The following is a 12,486-nucleotide window of genomic DNA, read 5'->3' as shown; positions in this document are numbered from 1 at the left end:
GATCTCCGTGGCCTCCGTGATCTCCGTGTGAAATCCCGATCCTTTGCTCCGCCCCGGGGATTCTAAAGAACCGCCAAGGATCCCCGGCCCCGCCTGCACGCTCCTATCCTTGCCCGCTGACGTCACAACAAACCGATCAGGGGGACACCATGCACGCATCACGCACCCGGCTTCGCTGGCTGGCGGCGCTCGCATTGACTGCCGGCTTCGCGACCCAGGCCATCGCCCAGGACAAGCCGATCCGTTTCGGCGTCACCTGTCCGACACCGCCGGCACTGCACTGCCCGGACAACGAATGTGCGAGCAGCCTGGTCATCAACCAGGGACCGATCGTCGAGATGAAGACGCGCCGGCCCTACTTCCTCGACTATCCCTGCGAGCTCAAGCAGGGCGAGAAAGTGACCTTCATCCTGAGCCTGCATGGCGGCGGCTCGTACGGGAACTGGCAGCGCCACTATTTCCCGATCATGGACTTCAAGGACAAGTACCGGCTGATCATCGCCACGCCGAATTCGCCGGTGCGCGCGTGGTCGGATGTCGACGATGCCTACCTGCAGAACATCGTGAACACGGTGATCGAGCAGATCGGCCGCGAGAACATCAAGGCGTTCTGGCTGGTCGGGCATTCGCAGGGCGGCATGACCTCGAACCGGATCGTGCGCACGGATTTCTTCAAGAACAAGGTCGACGGCTTCCTCAGTCTTTCGGGCGGTCGCATCGGCGGCAATCCAGGTCGTGCCGGTTCGTTCGGTCCGCCGCGCTCCGCGAGTGCTACCACTTCTCCCGATCCATCCACCATGCCGGCGATGGCCGCTCAGATGGCGGCGCTGCGCGAACCGCCAGCGGCGGATTTCTCGCACATCTATGCGACGGGCCGGCGCGAAGTCGACGACAAGGGCGTGCCGACCACCTCTGCCTGGGCGGAGAAATATTCGTGCGGCGCGCGTGCGGCACCGGTCGAGATCGCGGATACGAAGCCCGGCTACGTCTACGACAGCAGCCGTCTCAATGAGCTGAACCAGGCGTGGGGCCTGCTGCCCGCGGGCGGCAAGGCGGAGGTATCGATCTTCCCGAACTGCAAGGACGGCCGTGTCGTGGCCGACGTCGTGCGTCTCGACAAGGGTCACACCGAGGGACTGGAGCCGAAGATCACCGAAGAGCTGGTGAAGCTGATCCTGTCGGCGCCGGGCGGGAAGATCCAGAAGGGCGGGTGACGCCCTGTCGGACATCTTCCTGTAGGTCAGGCTGTAGGTCGGGCTGTAGGTCAGGCTTTAGCCTGACTCCTTGAAAGGCCGGCTGAAGCCGGCCCCACAGGAAGAAGGGTCCCCATCAGATGACAGTCAGCGGGCTGCCGCTCGTGCAATCAGCACGATCGGCACGCCCACGCACGCGATGTGCACGGCGATGCCCTCCAGAAACTGCCGCACCGTCGGCGGGCGCATCGGACTCGCCGACAGCGGCACGACGACGTACGTCATCGCCAGGTACACCACGATCCCGTAGATGACGCCGCAACCGACTGCCGGCAGCAGCGCGCGCGGCGTCAGCATCGGCCAGCGCCGGCTCGCCAGCACGAACACGGTCACGATCGCGCACATGATCGCGAAGTGCAGGAACAGCCCGAGCGCCGCAGTCGCTGCACCGCCCGACGCCGCGGCGCGTCCCAGCAAGCCGCCGGCAACGCTCTGCAGCACGCGACCCGGCGCAACGCCGCGCGGCAGCCACATGAGAATGGCAGCGCTGATATCCAGCGTGCCCGCCACGAGCGTGCCGATGACGACGGGCTGCAGCAGGCTCATCCGCGTGCCGAGGGTCAGCGCCACGTCCTGAACCGCGTCTTCGCCGCCCATGCTTCACCCCCGATCAAAGATCGGATTGTGTTCGCGCCTCCTCCCGGCGCCGCGCACGTTCGGCTGCGCCGGGTCCGAACTGGCAGCCGGATTCGCAGCCGGCGACGGCACATTCGGCTAACGGAAGCAGAATAGGACGACGGGCGTGGACCGCTGCGACACGCTCGCGCGGCTGCAGTTGTATTCTCCTGATCGTCGCGCTTCAGCTCTCACCGCATGTCGGAGCGATCATGAATTCCCCGACCAGTTCTTTCTTGCAGCCGGCCCAGTCTTCTTCCGAATCCACCGCCGCCGCCCGGCCGTTGATCCATGCCGAGGTCAAGCCGTTCAAGCCGGGCATCACGGAAATGAATCCGAGCCCGCACGCCGTCGTGTGCATGTTTCTCGGACCCTCCGTCGAAACGATCTGCGTGCGCAACGGCCGCACACGGCACGGACGCGAAGTGGCAGGCGACCTCGACATCATTCCCGCCAGCACGCGCTGTTCCTGGGAGACGAAGCAGTCCGGCTCGACGCTGGTGATGATCGTGCCGCAGGCCTTGCTGCAGTCCGTGGCGGTACAGCTCGGCATGGACGCCGCGCACGTGGAACTCGCCGACCGCTTCCAGTTGCGCGATCCGCAGATCGAACACATCGGCTGGGCGCTCAAGGCGGATATCGAGGCCGGCAGCCCCGGCGGCCGACTGTTCCGCGAAAGCCTGGGCACGGCGCTCGCCGCCCGCCTCCTGCAGCGTCACAACGCGCATTCCCTGCCGATGCGCGATACGCGCGGCGGTCTCAGCACCGTCAAGCTCAAGCACCTCGTGACCCACATCGAGGACAACCTGGAGAGCGACCTCTCGCTGCACGAACTGGCGAGCGTCGCCGCCATGAGCGTCTCCCATCTCAAGACACTGTTTCGCCGTTCGACCGGCGTACCCGTGCATCAGTACGTGCTGCGCCGCCGTGTGGAACGCGCCAAGCTGCTGCTGCAGGAAGAAGATCTCTCGATCACGCAGGTGGCTTTCGCCACGGGATTTGCGCATCAGAGTCACCTGGCGAGGCACATGCGCAAGATTCTCGGTACGACGCCGGCTTCGTTGAGACGGCAACTGGAGTAGTCCATCGGGCACTCTGCTGTGGGGCCGGCTTTAGCCGGCCTGTCAAGGAGTCAGGCTGAAGCCTGACCTACAGGAAGAGGCCGGCTGGCGCGCGGATTCAGTCCGCCCGTAAGATCGCTCGCCGCATCTCAGGGAGCGCCGTTTCATGAGTCTGCAGATCGCCGTCCTCGGCGCGACCGGTGTGTATGGACGCCACCTGGTTCCGCGCCTCGTGTCCGCAGGCCATCGCGTGCGCGCGCTCGCAAGAAAACCCGAAGCTGCCGCCGTCGCCGCCGCGTGCGGCGCAGAAGTCGTCAGGGCAGACATCTTCGACGCGCCGCCCCTCGTCGATGCGCTCAGACACTGCGACATCGCAATCAATCTCGCGACCAGCCTGCCCTCGCCCACTTCGCAAGGCGGCGACTACGCGAAGAACGACGCACTCCGGCGCGAAGGCACCGCGATCTGGACCCGCGCATGCCGCGATGCAGGCGTGCCGCGCATCCTGCAACAGAGCATCGCCATGACGCATGCCGGCGGCGGCGCGGCGTGGGCGGGCGAAAACACGTTCCACCCTGTGGACGAGTCGAGCATTGCCGGCGCGGCCATCGCGGCGGTCCGCGACATGGAAGCCATCGTCGAAAGCTCAGGGCTCGACTGGCTCGTCCTGCGCGGCGGACTGTTCTATGGCCCCGGCACGGGATTCGACGACGACTGGTTTTCCCGCGCTCGCGCCGGAAAGCTGCGATTGCCGGACGAAGGCGATGACCACGTGTCGCTCGTCCACATCGCAGACATGGCGCAGGCGACCGTCCGCGCCCTCGCACGCTGGCCTTCGCGGCAGGCCCTCATCGTCGCCGACGATTCGCCCGCCCGCTGGCGCGAGCTGTTCGCGTACGTCTGTGCGATCTCGGGCAGCAGTCCGCCTCGACCCGGCGGCAGATCGTTGATGCCTTCGTTCAGGGTGAGGAACACGAAAGCACGCGAGCTGTTGTCGTGGGCGCCGTCGTACTCGGACTATCGAGCGGGTCTCGCACGCTAGCCCGACGCCACCCCTCACAAAAGTAAGCGGCAAGATCCGTCCACTGGACGATGTGACCCGACAGCGGGTCGTCGAAGATTCCGCCGCTGTCCTGCTGCAGGGCATTCAGACACAGCCCGGGAGAATCTTCATGAATATCCTTTCGATCGGCCTGCTGCCCTGTGCGGCAGTCGCGCTGCTGCTATCCGCGGCACCCGCACATGGCCAGGTGCCGGTGCACAAACACTACGACGACAGCAAGGCAGACGTGCCTTCGGCCACCGGCGCCCTGGCGCCGCGCCTGCAGAACGTCGGCACGCACAAGTTTGCTGCCGTGAGCACCTGCTCGACCGCGGCGATGCCGTTCATGCATCAGGGACTGAATCTCGCCTACGGTTTCAATCACGCCGAAGCCGGGCGCGCCTTCGCCGAAGCGGCGCGCCTCGATCCGGATTGCGCGATGGCCTTCTGGGGACAGGCGCTGGTGCTCGGACCGAACATCAATGCGCCGATGGCGCCCGAGGAAGAGCCGAAGGCACAGGCGCTCGCGAAGCAGGCGGCGGCGCTCAAGAGCAAGGCATCCACGACGGAGCGCGACTACATCGATGCACTCGCCGTACGTTACACCGGCAATCCCGATGATCGCCGCGCCGCCGACCAGGCCTTCGCAGGCGCGATGCGTGCGCTGCACCAGAAGTATCCGCAGGATCAGGATGCCGCGACGATCTATGCGGAGTCGTTGATGGATCTGCGCCCCTGGGACTACTGGACCCGCGACGGCCAGCCCTATGCCGAAACGCCGGAAATCATCGCGGCGCTCGACGGCGTGATCAAAGCCAACGCCGTGCATCCCGGTGCGCTGCACTACTGGATCCACCTGTGGGAAGGCAGCAGGACGCCGGAGATGGCGGAAGGCGCAGCGGATCGATTGCTGCCGCTCGCACCCGCTGCGGGGCATCTCGTGCACATGCCCGGCCATCTGTTCCAGCGCGTCGGCCGCTACAGCGATGCGCAGAAGGCCAACCAGCTCGCAATCGTCGCGGACGAGGACTACATCACGCAGTGCAAGGCGCAGGGCATCTATCCCCTCGCCTACTATCCGCACAACGTGCACTTCCTGTGGTTCGCCTCGACCATGAACGGCGACAGCAAGCTCGCGATCGACTCGGCACGCAAGACGGCGCAGTCGGTGCCCGATGCGGCGGTGAAGGAAGTGCCGATCCTGCAGTCGTTCAAACTCGTGCCCGACTATGCGCTGGTGCGCTTCGGCAAGTGGGACGAGATCCTCGCGCTGCCCGCTGCCTACGACAGCCTGTTCGCCAAGGGTGTGCGGCATTACTCGCGCGGCATGGCCTACACCCGCAAAGCCGACTACAGGGCGGCGAAAGCTGAACTGGCCTCGCTGCAGAAGATTGCCGTCGATCCGGCGCTGATCGCGACGCCGTCGTCGATGTCGCTCAATATCGCCGATTCGGTGCTGCGCATCGCGGTGGAAGTGCTGAGCGGCGAACTCGACGCCGCGCAGAAGAACTACGACAGCGCCATCGCGCATCTCGATCGCGCCGTGCGCTATCACGATGCGCTGATCTACACCGAGCCGGACGACTGGCACTATCCCGTGCGTCACTCGCTCGGCGCCGTACTGCTCGAAGCCGGCCGGCCGGTGGAAGCGGAAACGGTTTACTGGGAGGACCTGCGTCGCAATCCGAAAAACGGCTGGGCGCTGTTCGGCCTGGCGCAGGCGCTGCGGGCGCAGGGCAAGCAGGATGCGGCCAAGGCCGTCGATGCCGACTTCGCCAGAGCCTGGGCAACTTCCGATGTGAAACTCACGGCATCGCGCTTCTGATGAAACACATTGCTCTCATCATGATGGCGGCCGCCGCAGCGGTTGCGGCGGCCGCCCACGCCGATGGTCCCGGCGCGTATCGTCCTGTCGAAAAACCGGTCGACTTCGCGGCACCGCAACTCGGCGCCATCGAGGCCTACAACGAAGGCCATGCCGCGATTCGTCGTGCCGATGCGGCCGCGGATTCCGCTCGAGCGGACGCCGACTACCGCGAGGCACTGCACAAGCTCGACGAGGCAGTAAAGCTCGATCCAGCGATGCACGAAGCCTGGACCTACATCGGCTATGCCCGCCGCCAGCTGCGCGACTACGACGGTGCGCTGCGAGCCTATGCGCAGGCGCTGCGCATCAATCCCGACTACACGCATGCCATCGAATACCAGGGCGAAGCGTTCGTGCGACTGGGCCGCATGGATGAGGCGAAATTCAACTACCTGCGTCTCTATGCGCTCTCGCCGCCGCTGGCCGCGAAGCTGCTGGCGTCGATGCAGCAATGGATCGCGACGAATCGCGATGCGGGTTCTGGCGAACTGGAAGCGTGGCTCGCGGAGCGCGCGGCGCTGGCGTCAAAAGCGGGGAACGATCAGCCCGGCGATTCCTGGTAGAGGCTCGCTCTTGCTGTGGGGCCGGCTTCAGCCGGCCTCTCACTGTAGGTCAGGCTTCAGCCTGACCCGGAAAAAGGCCGGCTGAAGCCGGCCCCACAGGCAGAGTCAGAGCGCGACGAACTTCCCCTGCTGCCGATCCTCGCGAACCAGTTCGGCCGCCCATTCGGCGAGCGCGGAATCGTTGCGATCGTCCGTCATCACCGGGCCGAGGCTCATGATCGTGCCGGTGTCGGCGAGCAATGCATCGATGGTACGCAGTTGGTCCAGCAGTTGGTCCAGCAGCCGGTTGCGCTGCGCGGCGTCCATGCGTGCGACGAACGGCTGGGTGGCGATGCGAACGGTCTGTACTTCGTAGCCGGCGTCGCCGAACTGCCGGCGAGCTCGCTGCAGCAGTGCGGTTGCAGCTTCGATGGCATCGAGGCGCGAGGCATCCGGCAGTTCGATGCCGGCGGTGAGGGGGCGGATGCGGAGAGCGTTCATGGGGGCTGCCTGTGGGGCCGGCTTTGGCCGGCCTGAAAACAGTCAGGCTGAAGCCTGACCTACACGAAGAAGCAGATCGCGGTCAGTGCTTCCTCCCCGGCCCATACACCACCTGCCCCGGAAATTCTCCCGTGTGCTCGCCGTCGCGCAGCACCTGCACGCCATTCACGAACACGTCCCTCACGCCGGTCGAATACTGGTGCGGCTGGTCGAACGTGGCGTGATCGCCGATCGTCGCGGCATCGAAGATCACGATGTCGGCGTGACAGCGCACGTCGAGGCAACCCCGATCCTTGAGCTTGAAGTTGAGCGCGGGCAGATGGGTCATGCGCCGGATCGCATCGGGCAGCGAGGTCACGCGCTTCTCGCGCACATACAGGCCGAGGAAGCGCGCGAAGTTGCCGTAGGCGCGCGGATGCGGATTGCTCTTCAGGAACGCGCCTTCGGGCCCGGGTGCGCCGGCGTCGGGGCCGAGACTGGCCCACGGCGGCGACAGCCCGAGCCGGACATTGTCTTCCGACATCAGGAAATACGCCGTGCCGACGCGCGTGCGGTCTTCGATGACGAGATCGATGGCGGTGTCCTCGGGCGAGGTGCCGCGCAGTTTCGCGACCTCGGCGAGCGTCTTGCCGGTGAGCGGCTTGAGCTTGTCGTTCTTGAAGCCGATGAGCAGGACGCGCTCAGGCGAGCCGGCCGCGACCAGCAGACTTTCCCAGTCCGGCGCCGGGGCACGCATTTCCTGCAATACGCGCGCGCGGATCTCCGGCTTCTGCAGACGTTCGATCCACGCATCGATGCCGCCCGCCTGCACCCACGGCGGCATCGCCGCATCCAGACCGGTGGCGCCGGCGGTGTAGGCGTACATGTCGGCGGTGATGCTCAACCCTTCCTTGCGTGCCGCTTCGATCCGGTCGATCGCCTGCTGCATCTTGGGCCAGTTCTTCTCGCCCGCCGCCTTGAGGTGATAGGCCTCTGCGTGCACGCCGGCCTCGCGCGCGATCAGGATCAGCTCGTCGAGGGCTTCGAGAAAACGATCGCCTTCGCTGCGCATGTGGGAAATGTAGGCACCGCCGTATTCCCCGGCGGCCTTCGTGATGGCCACGAGTTCGTCCGTCTTCGCATATGCCGCCGGTGCGTAGATCAGCGAACTGCCGACGCCGAGCGCGCCTTCGCGCATCGCCTCGCGCACCAGCTCCTGCATTTTCTTGAGTTCGGCGGGCGTCGGTGTGCGATCCTCGAATCCGATCACGTATTCGCGCACCGTCGTCGCGCCGATGAACGAAGCAACGTTCGGCGAGACGCCCTGCTTCGTGAGCGTCTTCAGGAATTCATCGAGCGTGTTCCAGGTGACGTCATAGCGGATGTCGCCCTGGGTCTTGATCATCTCTTCGCGGATCGCGCGATTCACGGGACCGAACGAGTTGCCCTCGCCGAAGATCTCGAGCGTCACGCCCTGCTTGATGTCGCTCATCGCGCGGCCATCGTGCAGCAGGGACTCCGGTGCCCACGACAGGACATTGATGAAGCCCGGCGCCACCGCCAGTCCCTTCGCATCGATTTCCTTCCTGGCCCTGGTGTCCGCCAGCATGCCGACGGCGACGACGCGGCCGTCGTCGACCGCCAGATCGCCGCGTATCGGCGCATTACCGTGACCGTCGTAGATCACGCCGTTGCGTATCAGCAGATCGACCGTGGCGGCGAAAGACAGGTTCGCGACGCCGAGACAGGCGATGGCAACACAGATGGCGCGCGGGAAGGTTCTGACATCGAACACAGTGCGGCTCCCTGGCAGACGATGAAGGGCCGACTGTAGCCCAATGGGATTTGCTCTGCCTGTGGGGCCGGCTTCAGCCCAATGGCACTGCATTAAGGGTTTTCTGCGTTGCGCGCCTCTGGTCTGATCCCCTCCTCCGCAAAGCGGGGAGGAGGAGCGCGTAAGCGCGACGGAATCCCCCGGAGAGGGGAGAGGGTTAGGGTGGGGGCATCAACGCAAACTGCGCTGCTTGACTCGACACCCCCTGTCCTTCTCCCCTCGCTGGGGGATCTCCGGCTCGCTTCGACCTCATCTCACATTAAGCGATCGGCCCCATTCCTTCGCTCTCTATCTTCTCCATCGCTGCATTCAACACGCCACCGTCGTAGTGAGCCACCGATCAGAGAAGACCCCCTCCCTGCCCTCCCCCGCTGCGCGGAGGAGGGGAAGAACAAAACGGACTTGAGCTTAAGTCAGTGCCAGGGCTTCAGCCGGCCTTTTCCGGAAGTCAGGCTGAAGCCTGACCTGCAGGAAGAGGCAGATTCCCTTCAGGACGCCGGCCTGTACAACTTGAACAGCCGCTCGAGCGAGCGCCCCAGTTCGTCGATGGTGTCCGGCTTGAGGATGAGTTCGCGAATGCCGACCTGCTCCGCTGCCTCCCGGTCCTGCGGCCGCACGTAGCCCGACGTCATGAGGACCGGAATGTCCGGGCGCACGGCAAGGATGGCGCGGGCCAGGGTGAAGCCGCTCATGCCGGGCATCGAGAGATCGGTGACGATGACGTCGTAGCGATCGGGATGCTCCGTGAACGCCTGCAGGGCCTGGCTTGCATCGACGAAGCCGGCGACGGCGTAGCCCAGTCGTTCGAGTACGCGGGTCACCAGGAAGACGAGTGCATCCTCGTCATCGACATACATGACCCGCTGGCCGCGTCCCTGCGTCGTCGCAGGCAGCGCGGCATCGTCCGGCGCTTCGGAACGAATGGCTGCGGGAAGATAGACATCGAATGTCGCGCCGTGCCCCGGTTCGCTGGCGACCGCAATGGCGCCATCGTGTGCGCGCACGATGCCGTGAACGACACTGAGCCCGAGGCCGGTGCCCTGTCCCAGCGGCTTGGTGGTGAAGAACGGATCGAAGATGCGATCGAGCGTCGCCTGGTCCATGCCGTGACCGGTATCGTGCACGCTGATGCGCGCATACGTGCCGGGAACGAGTTCGGCCGGTACGTTCAGATCGCCCGCCGCCACCGGCAACTCGGCCACCGCGATCCGTATGTCGCCGCCGCGCTCGCCGATGGCATGCGCCGAGTTGGTGACCAGGTTCATGATGATCTGGTGGATCTGGGTCGAGTCGGCATTGACGGCCAGCGGATGCGCGTCGAATTCCGCACGGATCCCGATGATCGCCGGCAGCGTGGCGCGCAGCAGGCGCAATGCCTCTTCGATCGTGGGCCGCAGTTCGATGACGGTGCGCTTCGGTTCGCTCTGGTGGCTGAAGGCCAGGATGCGATGCACGAGATCCGATGCACGGGCCGCAGCGCGCTCGATTTCTTCGAGGCTGCGCTGCGCCGGATGATCCGGCGGCAGATCCGACAGGGCGAGCTGGGTGTTGCCGGCAATCGCCAGCAGCAGATTGTTGAAGTCGTGGGCGATCCCGCCCGCCAGCGTGCCCAGCGCTTCGATCCGCTGCGAATTGCGCCGGACCTCCTCGGCGTGCTTGCTCTCGGTGATGTCCGTGCAGGCGCCCGTGAGACGAATCACCTTGCCGTTGCCGTCGCGATCGACGCGACCGCTCACGCCGATCCACTGCAGCGCGCCGTCGCGCCGCAGCGACCGGTACTCGACGTGCAGCGTGTCGCTCCGGCCCTGCCACAGCGGCACCATCGCCTTCGTCACCAGCACGCGATCCTCCGGCTGCACGAAATTGGCGGCGCCCTCGATGCCGCCCGCTTCGATTTCCTCGCGCGTCCGGTCGAACAGCCGGAGCAGCACGTCGTCCCACCACAGCCGTCCGCTCGCCACGTCCCAGATATACGTCCCGATACCGCTCGCCATCACCGCGGCCTGCAGCCGCGACTGCGAGCGCTGCAGCTCTTCTTCGGCGCGCTTGCGCTGCGTGGTGTCCATCATCATGCCGTACCAGATCGTGCCGCCGTCGTCTTCGCGATACGGCATCGAACGCGATTCCACCCAGACCTCGCCGCGCTCGGGGTGATGCACGCGCCACTCTTCGTGCCACGGCGTCAGCGTGCGCGCGGATTCATCGATCGATCGCTGCATGCGCGCGAAGTCCTGCTCGTCGATGCGCGGCACGGTAAGCGGATCGCGACCCTGCGCCATCTGCGGCGACACGCCGACGAAATTGGAGATGCCGCCGGTCGAGAGCGGAAACGAGATGGCGCCGTCGGGCCCGCGACGATAGGCGTACACCGCACCCGGCACGCTGGCGATCAGCCTGGCGAAGCGATCGCGTTCGGCCATCAGGGCGAGACGGTTCGTGCGGGCCTCATGAATGTTGGCGATGATGCCGATCCAGCGCAGGAACGTGCCGTCGCGGGTACGCATCGGCACGATGGTCGCTTCGAACCACTGGTACTCGCCGTCGTGACGGCGCACGCGGAATTCCGCCTTGAATGTCTGCGCCGCCGACAGCGCCTCCTGCCTGGCGCGTTCGACGGTGATGCGATCGTCCGGATGCAGCTGGCTCAGCCAGCCCGCGCCGATCTGGCTTTCCGCCGGCTGCCCGGTGTACTCGACCCATTGCGGGCCGATGAACTCCACCTCGCCGGCCGGAGTCCAGGTCCAGAGGATCTGCGGCAGCGCCTGGGCCAGCAGGCGGAAGCTGTAGCGGCTGTCGCGTTCCGTCGCCTCCAGCAACTTGCGGCGCGTGAGATTGCCGACCGTGAGGAGCAGCACCGGCGCCTTGCCGCTGCGGACGCGACTGATGCCGACGCGCAGCGGCAATCGCAGGCCATCGCGACGCATACCGAGCAGTTCGCGTTTGCGCGCCCGCTGCGGACCGCTGAAAAAGGCGGCGATCTCGGCGGCGTTCAGGTCAGGGATGAATTCGGCAACAGGATGGCCGTCGAGGCGGCTCTCGGAACCGGCGAGCACGCGCTGTGCTGCGCGGTTGGCGGACAGGATGCGGCCTTCGCGGTCGACCAGCAGCGCTCCGTGCGCCAGTGCATCCAACCCCATGTCGATCCGTGCGTCTCCATGCGCTGCTGCAGGATCGCCGGATTTCACGCTACCGCTGCCCCCTGATGCTGCCTGCCCCGGCGAGGAATCGTACGCGACCCGCCGCAAGCGCCCGTCAGCATTTTCCGCCGCCGGCAGGTCCGCGGAGGACCTGCCTCACCCATGACGAAAGAGCTTCGTCAGGCGACGCGTTCGCCGATCAGGGCCGCCAGATCGGCCTTGCGCGGCAGGCCCACTTTCTGGGCGACGATCTTGCCCTTGTCGAACAGGATGACGGTCGGTACGCCGCGAACGCCGTACCGGTACGGGGTCTGATTGTTCTGGTCGATGTCCAGCGTGGCGATGGTCAGCCTGCCGTCGAACTCGGCGGCGATGTCGTTGATCATCGGCTTCATGGCCTGGCACGGCCCGCACCAGTCGGCTTCGAACTTGACCAGCACCGGACCGTCCGCCGCCAGCACCTGGGCGTCGAACGTGGCATCGGTAACCGCAATGATGTTGTCGCGACTCATGAACTCTCTCCGGTGATCGGGCGAAGTCCGATCATCGGGGCGAGTGCACGGATCACCAATCCCTGGTGCCGATGCGGGTCATCGAAAGAAACGATTGACGGAAGGGTCTCTCTCTTCCTGTGGGGCCGGCTTCAGCCGGCCTT

The 12,486-nt window shown here is 65.8% G+C and carries 10 protein-coding genes; 5 read left to right on the top strand and 5 right to left on the bottom strand.

Going from position 1 to position 12,486, the window contains the following annotated elements; translation table 11 throughout:
- The first annotated feature begins 149 nt into the window (after positions 1-149).
- On the top strand, positions 150-1,214 hold the full coding sequence (locus V7D81_RS11715) for an alpha/beta hydrolase (RefSeq protein WP_324316704.1): 1,065 nt from the start codon (positions 150-152) through the stop codon (positions 1,212-1,214).
- 126 nt (positions 1,215-1,340) lie between these two features.
- Here the strand turns inward: V7D81_RS11715 and V7D81_RS11710 are convergent, their stop codons facing one another.
- Positions 1,341-1,850: a hypothetical protein gene (locus V7D81_RS11710; RefSeq protein ID WP_324316703.1), complete on the bottom strand. Its 510-nt coding sequence runs from the start codon at positions 1,848-1,850 to the stop codon at positions 1,341-1,343.
- A gap of 230 nt (positions 1,851-2,080) precedes the next feature.
- Here V7D81_RS11710 and V7D81_RS11705 point away from each other — a divergent pair, with 230 nt between their 5' ends.
- From V7D81_RS11705 to V7D81_RS11690, 4 genes are all read left to right on the top strand, one after another.
- Positions 2,081-2,950, top strand: coding sequence for an AraC family transcriptional regulator (locus V7D81_RS11705; RefSeq protein ID WP_324316702.1), 870 nt, complete (start codon positions 2,081-2,083; stop codon positions 2,948-2,950).
- A 145-nt stretch (positions 2,951-3,095) separates the two neighbouring features.
- Positions 3,096-3,971 (top strand): NAD-dependent epimerase/dehydratase family protein, encoded by an 876-nt coding sequence (locus tag V7D81_RS11700; RefSeq protein ID WP_324316701.1) that lies wholly within the window; start codon positions 3,096-3,098, stop codon positions 3,969-3,971.
- 130 nt (positions 3,972-4,101) lie between these two features.
- Complete coding sequence (locus V7D81_RS11695; RefSeq protein ID WP_324316700.1) at positions 4,102-5,796, top strand: tetratricopeptide repeat protein; 1,695 nt, start codon at positions 4,102-4,104, stop codon at positions 5,794-5,796.
- A complete protein-coding gene (locus V7D81_RS11690; RefSeq protein WP_324316699.1) occupies positions 5,796-6,401 on the top strand; it encodes a tetratricopeptide repeat protein in 606 nt (201 codons plus the stop codon). Before V7D81_RS11695 ends, V7D81_RS11690 begins: the two co-directional genes overlap by 1 nt.
- A gap of 105 nt (positions 6,402-6,506) precedes the next feature.
- Here the strand turns inward: V7D81_RS11690 and V7D81_RS11685 are convergent, their stop codons facing one another.
- The 4 genes from V7D81_RS11685 to V7D81_RS11670 form a co-directional block, all read right to left on the bottom strand.
- The gene (locus tag V7D81_RS11685; RefSeq protein ID WP_324316698.1) at positions 6,507-6,881 is read right to left on the bottom strand and encodes a DUF711 family protein; all 375 of its coding nucleotides are present in this window, start codon (positions 6,879-6,881) and stop codon (positions 6,507-6,509) included.
- Positions 6,882-6,963: 82 nt separating this feature from the next.
- Positions 6,964-8,655, bottom strand: coding sequence for an N-acyl-D-amino-acid deacylase family protein (locus V7D81_RS11680; protein WP_324316697.1), 1,692 nt, complete (start codon positions 8,653-8,655; stop codon positions 6,964-6,966).
- Positions 8,656-9,182: 527 nt separating this feature from the next.
- Positions 9,183-11,831: a hybrid sensor histidine kinase/response regulator gene (locus V7D81_RS11675; protein WP_324316696.1), complete on the bottom strand. Its 2,649-nt coding sequence runs from the start codon at positions 11,829-11,831 to the stop codon at positions 9,183-9,185.
- Positions 11,832-12,010: 179 nt separating this feature from the next.
- On the bottom strand, positions 12,011-12,343 hold the full coding sequence (locus tag V7D81_RS11670) for a thioredoxin family protein (RefSeq protein ID WP_324316695.1): 333 nt from the start codon (positions 12,341-12,343) through the stop codon (positions 12,011-12,013).
- Positions 12,344-12,486: the final 143 nt, after the last annotated feature.

The organism is Povalibacter sp., from assembly GCF_036735925.1.
Classification (GTDB): domain Bacteria; phylum Pseudomonadota; class Gammaproteobacteria; order Steroidobacterales; family Steroidobacteraceae; genus Steroidobacter.
This window is presented reverse-complemented; position numbering and strand designations above follow the sequence as displayed.

Coding starts and splice junctions, on each gene's coding strand:
- V7D81_RS11715 (WP_324316704.1), top strand. CDS start 150: ATGCACGCATCACGCACCCGGCTTCGCTGGCTGGCGGCGCTCGCATTG.
- V7D81_RS11710 (WP_324316703.1), bottom strand. CDS start 1,850: ATGGGCGGCGAAGACGCGGTTCAGGACGTGGCGCTGACCCTCGGCACG.
- V7D81_RS11705 (WP_324316702.1), top strand. CDS start 2,081: ATGAATTCCCCGACCAGTTCTTTCTTGCAGCCGGCCCAGTCTTCTTCC.
- V7D81_RS11700 (WP_324316701.1), top strand. CDS start 3,096: ATGAGTCTGCAGATCGCCGTCCTCGGCGCGACCGGTGTGTATGGACGC.
- V7D81_RS11695 (WP_324316700.1), top strand. CDS start 4,102: ATGAATATCCTTTCGATCGGCCTGCTGCCCTGTGCGGCAGTCGCGCTG.
- V7D81_RS11690 (WP_324316699.1), top strand. CDS start 5,796: ATGAAACACATTGCTCTCATCATGATGGCGGCCGCCGCAGCGGTTGCG.
- V7D81_RS11685 (WP_324316698.1), bottom strand. CDS start 6,881: ATGAACGCTCTCCGCATCCGCCCCCTCACCGCCGGCATCGAACTGCCG.
- V7D81_RS11675 (WP_324316696.1), bottom strand. CDS start 11,831: ATGGGGTTGGATGCACTGGCGCACGGAGCGCTGCTGGTCGACCGCGAA.
- V7D81_RS11670 (WP_324316695.1), bottom strand. CDS start 12,343: ATGAGTCGCGACAACATCATTGCGGTTACCGATGCCACGTTCGACGCC.